This is a genomic window from Pseudomonas sp. SZ57, from assembly GCF_009495975.1.
GTDB lineage: Bacteria > Pseudomonadota > Gammaproteobacteria > Pseudomonadales > Pseudomonadaceae > Aquipseudomonas > Aquipseudomonas syringae.
On record NZ_WIBD01000003.1, the window covers coordinates 698,073 to 714,266 of the forward strand.

The window sequence follows — 16,194 nt, forward strand, 5'->3', positions numbered from 1 at the left end:
TGAACCTCTAAGGGCGCAGGGGCAGAATGCGGGTGGAGCCGTTGATGCTGAACAGGGCGCGCGAGTCATCCAGGCTGTTGAGCTGCCAGTTGCTCCCCGCGACCACGTCGCCCGGGCGTACCAAGTTCAATTGACTCAGTTGAGTGCTGCCAGGCGGGGCAACTGACAAGAAACGTTCGCCCCCGCGATACTCCACACCCACGACCGAAAACGGTGGAGGTGCCTCCGGTGCTTTGGTTTGTGCTGTTGTTTTGCGGGAGGTGGGTGAAGTCTTTGGCTTGGCTGCCGTGACTTGAACAGATGCTGGTTTAGCCGCACGCAGGTCTTGGAGTTTCACCTGCAGCTCCTCGATACGAGCGCCCATGACCACAACTTCTTCCATTGTGGCACCCTGCTGAGCAGCGTCCTTCGCCGCCTCCTGCAACTGCTTCAGTAGGACTTGAACGGCATCGATGCGGTTGGACAGCGCCTGCTGGGCGGCCCTGAAATCATCGATGGTTACGGACTTCAGCTGGCTGGCGGCATCGAGCCGGTCATCCACGCCATTAATGCGTTGGGTGATGGCGTTGACGGTTTCCAGGTTTGCAGCTGACTCAAAACCTGTTTTCAGGTGGAGAATCTGCCACTGCTGGTAGACCAGCATGCCGATCAGGACGATCAGGGCCAGGATTTGCAGGACGGTGGCGCGGGAAAGAGAAGGGCGCAGTGGCAGCTTCATGGAGGACCTCACTCAAGTTGTGAGGCACTTTCGCAAAACCGGTTTAGCCTTGCAGCTGGAAAACGTTATTGACCTGAAATGGGTTTAGATGGGAGAACGAGGCTCGCTCATCTCAACCGTGTGCAGGGAACTCATGAAAACATACCGGCCCTACGGCCCGGCACCAACAAAATTGGAAGCCGACATCTTGAAACTTCGAGCTCTTGAAATGGTGCTTGTCCTCTTCTACGTGGAGGAGCTGAAGCAATACATCCTCAAAAGTCTGGAAATGACGGCTCGCGTGCTCAACGAATTTCCATCATTGCCAAAAAAAACAAGATGGAAGCAGCGAGGAGCCTTCTCGTATCAGAGGGTTGCATAACTCAGGCTGATGCTGATGAACTTCGCAGGCTTATTGATTATCGAAACACAATCGGGCATGAGATACATCGACTCGTCTTTGATATAGGTTCCTACTCTGAGTTGGGAACGGTGAACGCCGAGAACCTGCAGCTTGCCTACAAGTATGATTTCTCAGCTGCGCGGGCGGCAGCAAGCCTAGCTGAGAGAGTAAGTGCGGGGATGTCTCAAAAACTGTGCTCAGTAATAGGTCTTAATGCATTACGTTTTGATGCTGCGGAGCGTGTATACCTCGCTGAAATCCGTCGGCTGAAAAATAAGATCAACTCGGGTTTGAAGAAACACAGGACTGGGCTGGAAAAAACCCAGTCAGTCATCGACCAAATTCCCGTTAGTGTCATTAATAGTGCCCAGCCTAGGCACCCGATGAACCTGAAGGCCAACGGAGCCTTGACGCATCGGGGCATGCTAAGCATCTTCCAGCTGTTCGAAGCTGGAGCTACATCCATCGCCGCTGCCTATATCATGAGAATTTCAGCCCGCTCCGCAGCGTTATGGTACAAGAAATGGTATGGCCAACTCAGGAAATAATCGCTTTATTCCTTGAGAAAAACCCACCCAGAAGTTGGACGGTTCAAATGTGAACCTTAGCGAGGCTCCGATATAGCTTTTCATAGCTTCTAAACTTGCTCATTCTTGACTCATTTAAAGGCGAGCGCGACGCTAGGTCTAAGAAGCTCTTGTATGTCTTGAGAAAAGTAGCTTCGTACATTTTCTGTATCTTCTCATCGGAGGTTGACATTTGACCACACTTTAGTAGCATTCTTGCGATCTTGGTGTAATCTGGAGTGTCAAGGAGCTCAAAGTATGACAGGTACTCCATCTGATCGAAGCTAGAGATCTTTTCTAACACGCCTTTAGATTGCATGCCGTGTTTGTGTTTGTACGCTTGATCTATAATAGCGCTAAAGCTTAATGTGTTTAGGTGTGTATCTCTATTGAAATGCTCTTTTAGTTTTTGCGAAAGGTAATAATTTGAAGGCCAGTTGAAAACATCGTCCTCATCCTCGAGATCAGATGCTTCAATAACATTAAGAAAGTAATCATCAATGACAGGTTCGATTTCTGACGCCCGGTTAAGCTCGTAGTAGAGGCCAGCTACCGAGTCTAGTTCATTCAAGCTAAAAAAGTGTAGTCCTGATTTGATTGCATGATTAAAGGTGTCGATTACAGTTTGTTCATTGTTTAGAAAAGATTTGTGGTACTGGCTCCAAGCGTTGCTGAGTTGGTAGGTGTGTTTTTCGTGCTCAATCTTCTCTTCAAACAGTTTAATCAACTCGTCTAGCTTTGTTTTCTCAACGTATCCATTTCGAACCAGGTTTATTATCGATAAGTCAAACTGGTCAATATTTGCAAGCCCATATTCTGCGAAAAGCTCATCTTTTTTGATGCGGGCAGCAAGCTGTTCTTGCACTAAAGGGTTCGCATCACTATCGTCTGGATGAGGCTTCAGGCGTTCATGTAATATATAGTCCAAGTCTATTATAGCCTTTTTGCCACCGTAGATTGCCAAGATTGCCAGAGGAAGTATCTGAAAGGCTCGGTCGAGAATTTTTGTGTCTGCATGGGTGATTGAATTCAGAATAATGCTTGCGTAACGATTGATCTTTTTAAGCAAGCGTAAATTATTAATTTCTAAAGCTACACAATTAGCTTTTAACGTTTCAAATGAGTTGGTTGCGTCGTCGAAGGCTATGGACGCGGCTTCCTCTGCTGTAGGCTGGAAGCTAACCTCATAGTCAAAAACTTTCTCGTGGTAGGTCAGATACTCATCGCTAAGATTTTGCTCATTTAGCAGCATGAGCACCCGGCAGCTCTTGCTCTCACATAGCAGCGAGATCAGCCCGAGAACTTCTTTATCGTGAAGTGATGCACTCTTTCGCTCGAAGTCATCAAGCACAATAAGAGTGTCAGTAACGCGAAAGAATTGCAGGGCTTCAATCGCTGGTCCAACTCCACGGAATCCAAATGCAGTAAGATCAGTCATGAGTGAAGAACCTTTTTTCAACCACCCGGTAGTTCTGACACCTAGATCTTGGAAACTTTCTTTGAGAGTCTCTGCGCTTGGTTTTGCGTTAGCATTTTCACGAAAGACCTTATTTTCAAAAAGCGCACGCTTCAAATCTTTGAGTGTACTGATACCAAATAGTGATACATAACTGTAGTTTCGATTCTTGAAGCGCTTTCCTTCTGAATTGACGATCTGTTCCCACAAAAAAGTTTTGCCTGTTCCCCAAGCACCTTTTAGCACAATAGAGCTGTTAGTCTCTTCTGTCGCGAAGTTTTTAAGCGTTAACTTTATGCTTTCAATATGATCCAAGCGGGACTCCCTGTTCAGCACTGATGCTGACTTCCTAGCTGCAAAAACAAACTGCACACAGCCTATCAAATGGGCTCCCAGTTTTGGAATAAAAAAGACCACCCGAAGGTGGCCATGTTCAAGCGTTGATGAGTTGTCTGGCGAGTGCCATCTCTACGGAATCGCCATCCTGGTTCAACGAGTCCAGCCCAGACTCTGGAACATCCCCTGACGTACTCTGCGATACCGCGATCTTCTTGGCCATCAGCTGCAGGCAGGTGATCTGAGAGCTTCCGATGAAGCCGAAAAAGATCACTCTCACGTCCTGCTTCTGTCCGATCCTCCATGACCGCCTCGCCGCTTGTTGCACCGTGTAGACGTTGTAACCCGTCTGCATGAACGCAATGGTCGGAAAGTCCAGCAGGTCCAGACCTGTTTTTACGAGCTCCGGGTTGGTGATCAGTACGTCGACGCCTCGATCAACCTGGTCAAGGATCCAGTCCTCGCGCCTAGCGGTGTCCACCGATGCACGCAACACTGCCACCTTCAGTCCCGATTGCTCGAGCACCCGCTTCATGCGGCTCGTGGTGTCTCTGGTACCCGTGTAAACCGAGTAGGCCAGAACCTTGCGGTTCCGGGCTTTTTCAGCAAGACATAGGTCCAGAAGGGCCTGTTCCTTCGGCATGAGCTCGTCATCATCGAAGACCGACGGCACGAAAGCCAACGTGTCTCTGGATCGAGGATGTTTCACCACCTCAGCTCGAAAGCAGCAGTCCGGCCATGCCAACAGCACGTTCAACACCACCCCTAACAGCGTCGTATCTCTACGGGCCAGCGCCTGTCGAAGCTCGGCGGTCAATGTCTGGGCAAGCTTACGGTGAGCCGCCTCCTGGTCTGGAGACATCGGTACGTCAATGAACTCCTCCCGGTAACCAGGTAGCACGTTGCCGCCGATATCCTTGAGTTTCAGGAACACAGTGAAGGGTAGAACGAAGCGGTGAATGCCTTTCGGGCCGAACCCCGGAGCTTTGACCGTCCGCACTGAGAGTTTCTTACCTTTGGCAGTCTTGTGAGAACTGCCATCACGCTCGGTGTAGATATCCTTCAATACCCCGTGATCCCGCATAAAAGACATCGCCGCCGGCGCCATGCTTCCTCGCGCGTTGGGCTGATAGCCGTCCTCGATCATACGTCTGGTGAGGATTCGGAACAGGAGGTAGAACAGATCGTCTGCATACCCGCCCATTAGAGTGCCGGTCAGCAACACAGTCTTTCGTGCTTTGGCTGCGAGCACGCCCATAGCCTGACCTTGTGCCGATCCACTGTTTTTGTACTCGTGCCCCTCGTCCACGACCAGTAGGTCGAAGCACCCATCAGGTAGGTAGCGCTTGATGAACTCGGTGGGTTGGTAACCCCCTTCGCCGAACCCGAACTCGATGTTCGCCATCGCACGCTCCATGCGCTTGGCCTGGCGGTCGCTGAAGATGAAATTGCCTTTGGCGTCCATCAGGTTGATGAACTCAGAGACATTGTCCAGGAGCATCGAGGCGAGAAAGTCTTCGCCGAAGTCAGATAGAAGCCGTTCTGCACGAACAGGTCCGATTGTAGGGATGCGACACATCGACTTTAGGATCGCGTTACGGCGGCTGCCGCCATCCGATTTGCCCGGGCGCATCAGCGTCCATAAAGCGGCATCACAGTGTTCGCAGCGTCGACGTCGCTCTTCACGCTGAAATTCCTCAGCGGTGATCAGATTGCCTTCCTGGTCCTGGAGCAGACGCCCACAATCTGGACACGCTGCCAGGCTCCTTCCACCGCCGGCACGTCGCTGCCAAAAGGCCAGACGCCAGTGGAACCCCATCCGCATCCGCACACGGCCGAGAATAAAGAACTCCTGACGTCCGTCGTAGGTATCACCCAGTTGATCGCGCAGCTTCAGCAGCTTGACCAGGGTATCCGGTCCGTTGAGCACCCAGACGCGAGCGTCTGGGATGGTTTCGAGGATCTCGCGCCGCCACTTGTAGACCAGGTGCGGAGGCGCGATGACCATCGTCCTGCGATAACCAGCTCCATGCATGACTGCAGCGAGAGCGATGGCCATCATTGTTTTGCCTGTCCCCATCTCGGCATTGATGATGCCAGCCTGCTCATTCTGATCGAGCAAAAGCGCGGCAATTGCCTGGACCACTTGAGCCTGGGCAGGGAAGGGCTGTCGTTTGAGGCCGTCCAGCACCCACTGCCGAGCCGGATTGTCGATGCCGGCGTAAACCGGTGGGTTGGAGCGGTTGAGTGACTCCAGGAGTTCGTCGCCAAACTCTTCGATAAACTCAGTGAGCCCGATGTTCAAAGTTGGCACACAAGGGTGGCCTGCAGGCGCAGCCAAAGGCAGGTCGTTCATGATGTTTCTCCACTATTGGGTTAAACAGGGCATGCACGACACCACCAAGGGTATTGTTCATACCCTGAGGTGCGGTTAGATGATTGAAAGGTGTTGGTAAAGTTTCTTAGTAGTCAGATGGCAACATGACTGTTGTTGCTGAGCGATCAGACTCGGTAATGATCCAGAGTCTGGTCTCATCCTCTGCGTCGATGTCATACCCGGAAAACAATCGGCCATCAGCACTCAGTGCTTGCTGGTTGCTGTCCCAGTCGTCGTTCGAAATCTCGCCCCAATCGCCCGTCGCGTGACGCCGCAGGTACTGCCTCACGTCGAGAGAGCTATTTTGAAGCAGACTTTGAACGCTGTGCGTGACCATCACACGGCCCAGTTCAATTGAAGCGTTCTGACTACTTGCAGCAGTGTTTGAGGTGGTTTCGTGTGTAGCTGGTGTTGTCGCATCCGAGCTGATGGTCAGTGCGTACCCTAGATAGGATGAGCCTGGCGTCATATCCCATGCCCGAATCCTGGGCACAAAACGATCAGTCAAGATCCGTGTCTCAAACACGTTGCCGTCCTCGTCCTCAGTGAATTCGGTCTTGGGAACCTTATCCTTGTAAGTGTCGCCCTTGAGCACCAGGACACGCCCGGAACGAGAGGTCACTACACCAGTTATGGCTCCAGCAGCGAGTGCCAGTGCCAAGTGCCACCGTGAAAGTGCCTTCACCGGGGCCCGCGGTTGAGCGCCAGTCTGGCCAAAGTGCAGCGTAAAATCAGGCCATAGGCCTCTCAGACGAAGAACCTCTTCACTGAATTGCTCGGGTTCAAGAGTGATTCGGTAGAAGTGTTCCAGGTCATTAGCGATCGGTAGGACAGCGTATTGCTCCCATGGCCAAGTGGCCGGTAGCAGATCAGCAGCTTCTTCCCCGGATCCGATTGCCCGCAGATACTCACGCATCGCCGCCAGTTCCCGGGATCTTGCCAGATCCTGACGCCGTACCCTGATTCCGAATATCACGACCTGTTTGAACGTCCGGTCTACCGCGGCGCAGATCCGCAGCCCGGTAAAGTGATTGGTGAGCCAGCCACACAGCTCGTCGTCCAGCACGTAGTGAGGAACGATGAATACCATCACCCCTCCGTACTGAAGCAACGGCAGTGACCGTTGGTAAAATGCCTTCTCCAGCCTTTTGCGGCCGCTACCCTGGTACTGTGAAGCGCCAGAGTGATCAGCGACCAGATCCCCGTAAGGAGGGTTGAGCCAGAGCAGTCCGAAGGACTGTCGAGAGATCATGGTGTCCATCAAGTCACCCTGCAGCACTCGGTCCAGCAACGTTTTCGAGTGATCAGCGCGCTCTTTGTCGTACTCAACCGCATATGTCTCTGTTCGGTCTCGCTCCAGCCGGTGTGCGACCTCAGCCAAAGCCACTCCTTCTCCCGAGCACGGATCAAGAATCCGCATCCGTCCCGAGGTCGCCGGCAACAATGCCTGCAGAGTGCGCTCCAGAGTCAGTTCGTCAGTCGGGTAATAGCCGTTGCGTGCAAAATTACGGGCAAGCCGTGAGAACATCAAAGCCATGGTTGGCTCCTTGGACTGGTGGGCGTGAACTACGCCGTAACTTCAGTGGTGAGCTTCCCTGCGCGAATGAGTTCGCCGAGAGCTTTTTCGAGCACGTCCAGCTGCAGCGACAAACGCCAGGCTGTCACCGAGCCAATAGCTCCCGGTAGCGGGTGCAACATGTTGTGCGCAGTAAGGACCTCCATCACCGGCTCACGCCAATGTGGAAGGAACGGAAGAGGGCAAGTGTCTACGATCAGCGGCCACAACCTATCGAACGGGTCTTGGGCTTGATTGATGAGCGCGTAAGCAGAATGGTTTGCTCTATCCGGCTGCGAGCAACGCTGATCGAACAGCCATAAGTGCAGCAGGCTGCCGAAGAGCGTTCCGCGAAGCTGGCGAGTGGTGCGTTTTTCCAACAGATCCGTATTAGGGAACACCGGGATGCGTTGGTCATTCATGACGATGTGGAACTGGTCCAGGCCGTTCTCGGTGGTACCGAGTGTGAGTCTGGCCAGAAACTCCTGCATGGCCGTGTCGCGGCCCCAGGCTGATAGAAATATCAGGTTTCGCTGCTCGTCACAGACGCACGCGTCGACGTACAGATCCGGGCATTCTTCGATGTGAAAGAGTTGAGTGCGGTTCGGCATTAGGTCCTCCAGAACACGAGGGGAACCGCCCTGAGGGGCGGTGATGCCCCTCGGGATTCAATGTGTTTAGCGGATAAATTCGGGTTTATCGATTGCCGCCCGAGTTTGTTCTTCTGTCTCGTACTGCCAGCGACCATCAACGAACGCATCGCGGTCGAAGTCGTAAACTTCAAACATGACGTTTTTGTCGCATGGGTTTAGATGGGTGCAATACAGCTCACCCTCTGAATTCAAACCGGCTGCCCAGTGAGCCCCCAGTTTGAGTCGGTAACCCGGTCGACTCTTCAGCAGCATCGTGTATATCTCTAGGATCTGATCGAAACTCAAAGGCTCAGCAGCCACGAGTTTTTTCTCAAGCGGATCGAAGGTTACGGTGTTTGTTTGATACAACGGGCTTTGCCCAGCAATGAATATCTCGCATCGGAAGCGCGGTCGCATTGCTATGGCCGCGTCTGCCTGTTCTACGGTCAAGTCAAGTTCGTCGACCAGAATGTTCCAGATTTCAGAGTCAGGCGCTTCTTCGTTGTTGGTGAGTTGATCCTCAATGATATCCAGGATCGCTTTCTTGATATTTATGAAAAGCGGATGCATGTGATGCTCCTTCAGTTAGTAATGAGGAGCACCCATGAGGGAGCCCTCAGGGGATGTAAAAGTAGAAAACGCTCAGTTCTGAGCAAGGTCAATAAGTGCTGAGATTCCAAATCTGCAGCTTGAAGTCAAGCTCATACCCGAGCTCGCCAAGGCGAACACATTGTTGCCGCAGACGCTTACGGTCTACAGTTGTGTCCAGCTTGACTGAACGTCCAATCGGCCAGATCGTGCCGAACAGCTCTGCATCAGCCTCATGTGCGGTGACCTGTTTCTCAGGCTCGGATCTCGACATCCCGAACGGTGCGTCACTGCCAGCAGAAACTGATCTTCTCGGAGTTGTTTGAATAGTCGGGCGAGGTTTGGTTGACGACGAGCCTCCCGAGGCTTCTTCGTCGAGTGGGTCAGTTTCGTTGTTGGACAGCCTCTCAGCCTCGTCTGCGCTCAGGTTGGCCACATCGTCCAAAGACATGCTGTCCAGCCTGGCGCGGACTTCTACCACTAATCTGCCGCCGTTTGTGTAGTAGGAGGGACGAATTTCGGTGATAACAAAATCACCTCGATATTTGCCCTCGTGGTACTGGTCCAGCAGCGCGTCCTTGATAACGAACTCACCGATGGACGTCGAAAGTCGCCCAACGTTGAAAGCGCCGTTGCGACCGCTGATGGTGCGTATGGCCAAATAGCCGGGCAGGTTGATCATGACTACTCCGGATTATCGGGCAGGCCACTAATATGGGAGCCCGAAAAAAAGCCCGAATATTCGGGCTTGTTCGTGGTTGCAGGTTGCTAACTGGGTCAGCAAAGATAGAGCGGCTTTTCATCCCTCAGCGAAATACACAGGTACGAATTACCGTGTACTGCATCAATGCGATGGAGTTTTAGCTCCAGCCATTCACGCCCTGAGCGGTCACCGTTAGGTGGGAAACGATAGATACCGAAGTCTATCTGGGTTTCATCGGGTTGCAGGTGGAGTTCACGATACGCTTCGAGTACGACTTCGCCTAGGCGAGTGCCGACTTCTGCAATATGTGATGGGGCTTCCAGGTGAACAGATTCATTCCATGCGGAAGGCGTCAGCACAACTGGCAATTTCAGCAAAGTGGATGGCAAGTGGTTTATGGCGGTGGACATAGTAGTTCTCCAGGTGCGGGTAACCACCTGGCCCGACCGGGTGGTGAATTACCCGGTCAGGTTGGTTTTCGTTCTTGAGAACGTTTGGTTAGAGTCTTTCTGTTACAGCGGATGGGCTATCAGGATATATATCTATCCCGCACCATTCCCGAAGAGTCCAGTAAGACCTGAGGAGTGCAGCATCATCAATATACGAGCTGTGGTCCGGTGTGAAATTCTCAACGTGGTCCAATAGGGCCAAGTCTTCGAGCTTGTCCAGGACATCCTCCCAATACAAACTGGAAAAGCGATCCGGAGGCGTATCTTTGTTCAAAACCTGTTGATAGATACTATCTTGAGTGTGTGCTTTTGAGATCAGCAAAGCGAGCTCAAGTCGCAAGGTAAGTCTATTAGTATTACTGTCCATAGGAGCTCCAATATAAGGGCCCCGGACCCTTAAGGGTGGGGGCCTTAAGGGTAAAGTAGAAGGTTTAGTGTCAAGAAGTGATCACCATACCTGTCATTGCAAGAAAAGTGGCGACCAGTCCTCCTGCGCCGATCTGTGTCAGTAGTTGAGCGGAGAGCTGTTGTCCAAATTCCAGAAAAAATATGCTTAGCACGGTAAGCACGAGTGTAGCGATAGCGAATTTCATGAAGTCGTTACCTACTATGTGGAGAAAAGAAAAGGCGCCTGCAGGGCGCCTTGAGGTTGTAAAAAATCTATCAAGCGGCTTGTTTCTCTCCTCGTCCTGCGCGAGCTGGTTTTGCTCGTGTTGGCTTAGGGGGAGTAGCAGCTGGAGTAGCCACATCAGTTGGTTCGCTGGAGGCAGACGCCTCGGATTGAACGACTGGGGTAGCTTCGGACTCTGAACTTTCAGAAGAGGCAGGTGCTTCTTCTTTCTGCGGAGCCTGATAGACGTATTCACCTTCAACTTTGATCCAGGCAAGGTACAAGAGACGGCCTTTGAGGCTGACACCTGCTTGGCCCTGCTTAGCACCACTGCTGTAAGTAAAAACATCAGCCCAGATATCGCCTATCCGGAAAGAGACAAGAACCTTCTTCTCGGCAGCAACAGCTTCCTGGCAACGGCGAATCAGCTTGTCAGCTTCAGCACCAACCACGTTGCAGTCAATGTAGGCGTACTCAGGTTTCTCAGATGTGCCTTTGAGGGCAGCTACTGTCACAGCCATGAAAGGAGCGCCCTTACGAGGCTTCACTTCACGAATGCGGTTGAGATAGCCAATGCCGACGGTGTGCAGGTCGAAGTATTTGGTTTCGTTGGTAGAATTGCTCATGATGTATCTCCAGTTTTGAGTGTTCAAAGCGGAGATACACTTCGCCCAGGGGGAAGGTATTCCCCGCATGGGTGGTAAAGCGAAATTTTACGACAATCAATGCATGAATCTGAACGCAGTAAGCATAACGCCTACGCAGCAGTCAGCATGACGGCCATACGAATGGTGAGTTTCAGTTCGAGTCTAGACTCGAGAGTGTCGATGTCGGCTTTTGTCGCGAGTTGCGTTTGCATATCCGACTCCAGAGCATCGACGACTGCAGCGGCGCGGTCTTCCGGAACATCGATTGAAATCAATGCTTGGTACAGCGCAATACTGCTTTTCATGAAGGTCTCCTGCTGGGCACGAGACCAACCCTACGGGAAAGGTCCCGATGGGGTGAGAGAATCATTGTGCATCCATCAACCAGATAAACTGATCAACCGTTCGCGCTTCCGAATGCTTTGCGAACTGGGGGTTGGATTAATGCGAAAAACGCATCGTAGTCATGAAATCCAGACTACCTCGGGCATGTTGCTGACAACGTCAGCGGTACATGGCTTTAGAATCCTTTAAGGGCGATTCGTTTGTCAACCCTCCAAATGAAAAAAGCCCCTCAATACATGAGGGGCTTGCCAAGGGTGGGGAGTATTAGGCAATGAGCTGGTCCAAAGGACCCATCACAGGGGCCTTGACTGGTGGTTCAGCATCCTGCTTTTGGGATGTTTCAAGCGCCTTCGATGCGCGAGGTTTCCGGGGTTTCTTTACGGGTTTGGCTTGAATTTCTTGCATGTGGTGATCATACCAGCCAGCAAGATCGACGTGTTTGCATCGAGCCAATGCCGGCAGGCGGTATTGTTCCCACTGTTCGTTGGACATCACAGGTTCAGGCATTGTCCTGACTTGCTGTGGTGCGACTTGCACTGGTTCAGGATTAGGCTTATGAGTGACTGCACGGATGCATTCACGCAATGCTGTACCAACCATAACGCCAAAACGAAAGCTTGCTGTACTCATGATGTTTCTCCAGGGAAAATTGCGGAGAACACCGCCCGAGAGGGGAGTGATTCCCCGCTGGGTGAGTGACGCGTTTAATGTGCATCCATCGGCGTTTGAAACACCGATCGTTCGCGCCTCCGGAAGCTTTGCGAACTTTAGGTTGGATCAATGCGTAGAACGCATCGTAGTCGTGAGATCCAGACTACCTTCGACGAATAGTTGATAACTCCAACGCCTTAATCCACAAAGCTTTGAGGAGGTTACGGATAGGTTTGCTTGCGTATAACATTTCTTGTTGACGCCATTGTTCATTCATAAGCTCCCATTCCTCATCACTCATCGCGAGGGCTGGATCACTTATTTCAAAGACTTCAGCATCAGTAAGGTCACAATCTTCAGGTCCATAGTGCTCATAAACCTCTGGCCCAGTGAACTCAAAACAACCGCATGGGCAGGTGTCTTCAGTAAGACCGTGACTGCAGATTCCATGGCTTCGATTAATTTCCCTTGCCGCCTTGATTTCTGACGGGGAAAGATAATCATAGTCCAAGCGTGCATAGGTAAACGCATCTGCTGCTTCAAGCGCCAGTTCGTCATCGCCGAAAGTCTCAATCATCTGAGAGCAGAAATGCTCAAAGACCATCGTTTCGTATGTCGGAAATTGACGGCATGCCTCGCCATAAAGCATATCAACGCGTTTCGTGATTTCAACATTCTGAGATGCTGAGTGCATAGCCGTGTGATTCGACATGGTCAGTCTCCGTTCAAATAGTAGAAAACGGAGAAACTTGTCCCTAAGGGAAAGTATTCCCCGAGGGCAGGTGAGTTGTATGACATGACTCAGCCAAGCCGAGTGCAGCGTTGCGGGCGATGTGAAATATGCATCCATCGGTAACCAATACCGATCGTTCGCGCCTCCGGAAGCTTTGCGAACTTTGGGCGGGATCAATGCGTGGGACGCATCGTAGTCGTGAGATCCTGACTACCCGGGCATGTTGCTGACAACGTCAGCGGTACATGTCTTGAGAATGTGAATTCTTTGAAGGCTTGTCAAGCACGAGCTGTCGGGTTTGGCCACGACCAGCGTGAGATGCTTGTGTCAGAGCTCTCTACGACAGTATCTTCCTTCTGCTTGACTTGGTTCGCAGGCAGCAACCACGGCATTTGTCGCATCAATCACGGACTGCAGTCGACGTGTGATCATCGGGATCTCATCATGCTCCAAGGCTCCCCCTACTCTCAGAATCGCAGCGAGTTCTAAGGCTGCCTGAGCCGCTTGGTTCTCAACTGTTTCTGGTCTTACTGGAGATTGCTTAGACGCAAGTTTAGTGATCATCCAGTCAAGCACTCCCTTCAGCACACTCATGTTAATTCCTAATATTGATGAACGCAAAATACAGCGTTCCTTACTGACTCAGCCCCGCAAAAGCGAGGCGTAATTAGAGCTTGTTTTATTCACGCGAAAGAACAACCTGTTGGAGGAATTTCACGCGAACAGACGCTTTATCTGGCTGGAGAAACAATGTTGTTCTAACGCTGACTCAATGGGAATCGTGCTGAGAGCTATCTCATTGAAGACGCTAGCTCTCAGCCGATGTGTACTTTGCAACAACTTGTAAAGTTTGCCACCTGTGAGCGCTAGCTCAGCGAGGATCCCTGGGCATTGATCGCACGCATTGCTACATCGACATCACCCGGCCCGTTGTCGTGGCTTGGGCCAGTTATCAAAAGGCACGCATTCGCGCACAAAGGGAACCCGTTTTTTCACCGGTGGGCGCCGGCAGCGAAAAGTGGCTACCTCGGAAGGTAACCTGGTCATCCAGCGTTGCGAGATGACCAGGTTACCTGCCGAGAGAGTCGGAAGCGTTTTTAAAAAAAAGTGGACCGCAACACCAGTGCGGCCCTGAGACGACTATGCATCGAACCTTCTGTGAACTCTGTGTGCCTATGAACCCGCTTTCACGAGTTAGACGGCTGCGTGTCTGCTACTGAACAGGGAGACACAGGGAGAATTCACAACAAGATCTGTACGCCCCTCCCGATGCTTTGCGTACTTTGGGGGAGGAGAATGAAGGCAAGGCCGACTTCTCCAGGGTGTCACTGATGACCGTCAGTGACCAGCGGGGTGGAACTGGTAGTAGCCCCATTGTGGCACATCATTTGTAACCCCGCTATCACCAGCCTCTCAGCTGCTCTTGACAGTAGCGGCTCGGGGCTTGGCTGACTTGCCAGGTGATTTTTTCTTCCCTGTACCAATGTTCACCGTACCTTTGCATTCGGGGTAGCGGGAACACGCCCAGAAAACGCCTGAGGATCCTTTACGCTGCGAGGTTTTCGCACTGCACAAAGGGCACTTGGGACCTTCGGGCACTTTGATCGACAAGGTGGTGCCTTTGTATTGTTCGACGAGCCTGGTGATCCAGCTCGATTGTCTGGCGATAAAATCATCGAGCGTCAAGGTGCCTTGCTCGATCATCGTAAGCGCTTGCTCCCATATCGCAGTTGTGCCGGGATCGGCCACAGCAGGAGGGACCGCATCAATTAGCGAGAATGCTGCTTCAGTTGCTCGCAGCGCGCTACCTTTCTTGATGAGTGACCCTCGGTCTATCAAGCCCTGAATCGTGCCTGCGCGAGTTGCTTCAGTACCAATACCGGTGGTTTCCTTGAGCTTTTGAGCCAGTCGTGGATCCTTCACCAGCTTGGCAATGGTTTTCATCGCTTTGATCAATGTACCTTCGGTGTAAGCCTTGGGCGGCTCAGTTTTCAGCGATTTGAGATGCAGGTCCTGAACGTCACACCGAGTGCCAATTTGCAGCACTGGCAGGATCTGAGAGCGGCCGCCACTGTCATCAGCCTCTTCTTCGGACGATGCAGAAAAAAGAACCTTCCAGCCTGGGACCACGATTCGCTTGCCCACTGCTTGCAGTAGAACGGCATTGCATTCGAAGGTGGCCACGGTCCGGTCGTACTCATGGGTAGGCAGGAACTGCGCAAGGAAGTGGGCGCGGATCAATTCATAGACCTTGCGTTCCTTCTCAGACATTGCTGAAAGGTTTGCAGGTTCAAGCGTGGGGATTATCCCGTGGTGGGGACCAGTGATTTTTTTGTCATTCCATGCCCGGGAACGTTGCTCCGGGTCGATCAGTTGCAGCGTCTTGCCGATGGATGGATCAGTTCGATTCAGAGCATCGAGGACCATCGGCACTTCGTCAAACATGCTCTCCGGCAGGTACCCGCAATCGGTCCTTGGGTAGGTCGTCGCCTTGTGAGTTTCGTAAAGTGACTGTGCTACGTCCAGCGTCTCTTGCACACCCATCCCAAACTTTGCAGAGCACACCTCCTGCAGGGTGCTCAGATCGAACGGGAGCGGAGCTGGATCCTTGCCACGCTTTGTATCAACAGAAACTGTTGAGGCAGCCTGACTACTTTTCAGCGCGGCCAGTGCAGCAGCTGCAGCAGCTTGATCAAGGCAACGGCCTTCCTCATCTACCACGTACTCATCGGCGACCCATTTCGCCAAGAACGATTGTCCTGCCGTCCAGAGCTGAACCTCGACACTCCAGAACGGTTTGGGTATGAAGTTCGAGATATCCCGGTCGCGGTCGACCACCAGGCGAAGGGTCGGTGTTTGGACACGGCCCACGGAGAGCACACCGGTGTACCCGGCCTGTCGGCCGAGCAGGGTGAATAGCCGCGAAAAATTCATACCGATGAGCCAGTCCGCTCTGGAGCGAGCGAGCGCCGAGAGGTACAACGGGTAGGTTTCTGAGCCTTGCTTGACGGTGTTGAGCGCTTGGCGGATGGATGCTTCATTGAGCGCAGACAGCCATAGCCTCTGAATCGGTCCTCGGTACCCACAATACTCGATCAGTTCGCGCGCGATCATCTCCCCCTCGCGGTCAGCGTCTGTCGCAATGACGAGCTCGGTAGCCTGCTTGAGAAGCTGCTTGACGATCTTGAACTGACTGGAGGTTTTCGGCTTTACGAGCACTTTCCATTCAACAGGCAGGATTGGAAGTGTATCCAGGCTCCAGTTTTTCAGGTGATCGCCATAGACATCCGGTGGAGCCGTTTCCAGCAAGTGCCCAATTCCCCAGGTCACGGCCACACCATTGCCCTTGATGCAGCCGTCACCTCGTGTCTTGGCACCGAGTACGGCGGCGATGTCTTTACCCTGGCTGGGCTTCTCGCACAGATACAAACGCATAAGGACTCCGA

15 protein-coding genes and 1 pseudogene are annotated in these 16,194 nt (G+C 52.4%); 1 reads left to right on the plus strand and 15 read right to left on the minus strand.

Features of this window, described 5'->3' with window-relative positions:
* Positions 1 to 7 precede the first annotated feature (7 nt).
* The gene (locus tag GE543_RS06890; RefSeq protein WP_153221052.1) at positions 8 to 718 is read right to left on the minus strand and encodes a hypothetical protein; all 711 of its coding nucleotides are present in this window, start codon (positions 716 to 718) and stop codon (positions 8 to 10) included.
* A gap of 318 nt (positions 719 to 1,036) precedes the next feature.
* On the opposite strand from GE543_RS06890, the gene GE543_RS06900 reads away from it, so the two are divergent.
* The gene (locus GE543_RS06900; RefSeq protein ID WP_178118554.1) at positions 1,037 to 1,648 is read left to right on the plus strand and encodes a hypothetical protein; all 612 of its coding nucleotides are present in this window, start codon (positions 1,037 to 1,039) and stop codon (positions 1,646 to 1,648) included.
* 43 nt (positions 1,649 to 1,691) lie between these two features.
* On the opposite strand, the gene GE543_RS06905 is transcribed toward GE543_RS06900, so the two are convergent.
* The 14 genes and pseudogenes from GE543_RS06905 to GE543_RS06970 form a co-directional block, all read right to left on the minus strand.
* Entirely contained in the window at positions 1,692 to 3,437 is a 1,746-nt protein-coding gene (locus GE543_RS06905) for a hypothetical protein (RefSeq protein ID WP_153221055.1), read from the minus strand.
* A gap of 118 nt (positions 3,438 to 3,555) precedes the next feature.
* On the minus strand, positions 3,556 to 5,814 hold the full coding sequence (locus GE543_RS06910; protein ID WP_153221056.1) for a DEAD/DEAH box helicase: 2,259 nt from the start codon (positions 5,812 to 5,814) through the stop codon (positions 3,556 to 3,558).
* A gap of 106 nt (positions 5,815 to 5,920) precedes the next feature.
* Complete coding sequence (locus GE543_RS06915; protein ID WP_003317513.1) at positions 5,921 to 7,372, minus strand: DUF6094 domain-containing protein; 1,452 nt, start codon at positions 7,370 to 7,372, stop codon at positions 5,921 to 5,923.
* 29 nt (positions 7,373 to 7,401) lie between these two features.
* Positions 7,402 to 8,001 (minus strand): hypothetical protein, encoded by a 600-nt coding sequence (locus GE543_RS06920; RefSeq protein WP_029573114.1) that lies wholly within the window; start codon positions 7,999 to 8,001, stop codon positions 7,402 to 7,404.
* 66 nt (positions 8,002 to 8,067) lie between these two features.
* Positions 8,068 to 8,592 (minus strand): hypothetical protein, encoded by a 525-nt coding sequence (locus GE543_RS06925; protein WP_003425083.1) that lies wholly within the window; start codon positions 8,590 to 8,592, stop codon positions 8,068 to 8,070.
* An 88-nt stretch (positions 8,593 to 8,680) separates the two neighbouring features.
* Positions 8,681 to 9,292: a DUF3275 family protein gene (locus GE543_RS06930; RefSeq protein ID WP_003317516.1), complete on the minus strand. Its 612-nt coding sequence runs from the start codon at positions 9,290 to 9,292 to the stop codon at positions 8,681 to 8,683.
* Positions 9,293 to 9,387: 95 nt separating this feature from the next.
* Positions 9,388 to 9,723, minus strand: a complete 336-nt coding sequence (locus GE543_RS06935) for a hypothetical protein (protein ID WP_054991125.1) — start codon at positions 9,721 to 9,723, stop codon at positions 9,388 to 9,390.
* A gap of 476 nt (positions 9,724 to 10,199) precedes the next feature.
* Positions 10,200 to 10,355, minus strand: a complete 156-nt coding sequence (locus GE543_RS27080; RefSeq protein ID WP_003317518.1) for a hypothetical protein — start codon at positions 10,353 to 10,355, stop codon at positions 10,200 to 10,202.
* 70 nt (positions 10,356 to 10,425) lie between these two features.
* Positions 10,426 to 10,998: an STY4534 family ICE replication protein gene (locus GE543_RS06945; protein WP_004409789.1), complete on the minus strand. Its 573-nt coding sequence runs from the start codon at positions 10,996 to 10,998 to the stop codon at positions 10,426 to 10,428.
* A 96-nt stretch (positions 10,999 to 11,094) separates the two neighbouring features.
* Positions 11,095 to 11,324, minus strand: a pseudogene (locus GE543_RS27085) (hypothetical protein).
* A 304-nt stretch (positions 11,325 to 11,628) separates the two neighbouring features.
* Positions 11,629 to 11,871: a hypothetical protein gene (locus GE543_RS06955; RefSeq protein ID WP_178118563.1), complete on the minus strand. Its 243-nt coding sequence runs from the start codon at positions 11,869 to 11,871 to the stop codon at positions 11,629 to 11,631.
* Positions 11,872 to 12,178: 307 nt separating this feature from the next.
* Positions 12,179 to 12,727: a hypothetical protein gene (locus tag GE543_RS06960; RefSeq protein WP_003425071.1), complete on the minus strand. Its 549-nt coding sequence runs from the start codon at positions 12,725 to 12,727 to the stop codon at positions 12,179 to 12,181.
* A gap of 348 nt (positions 12,728 to 13,075) precedes the next feature.
* A complete protein-coding gene (locus GE543_RS06965) occupies positions 13,076 to 13,342 on the minus strand; it encodes a hypothetical protein (RefSeq protein ID WP_017699420.1) in 267 nt (88 codons plus the stop codon).
* Between the two features lie 819 nt (positions 13,343 to 14,161).
* Positions 14,162 to 16,183: a DNA topoisomerase III gene (locus GE543_RS06970; RefSeq protein WP_153221057.1), complete on the minus strand. Its 2,022-nt coding sequence runs from the start codon at positions 16,181 to 16,183 to the stop codon at positions 14,162 to 14,164.
* Positions 16,184 to 16,194: the final 11 nt, after the last annotated feature.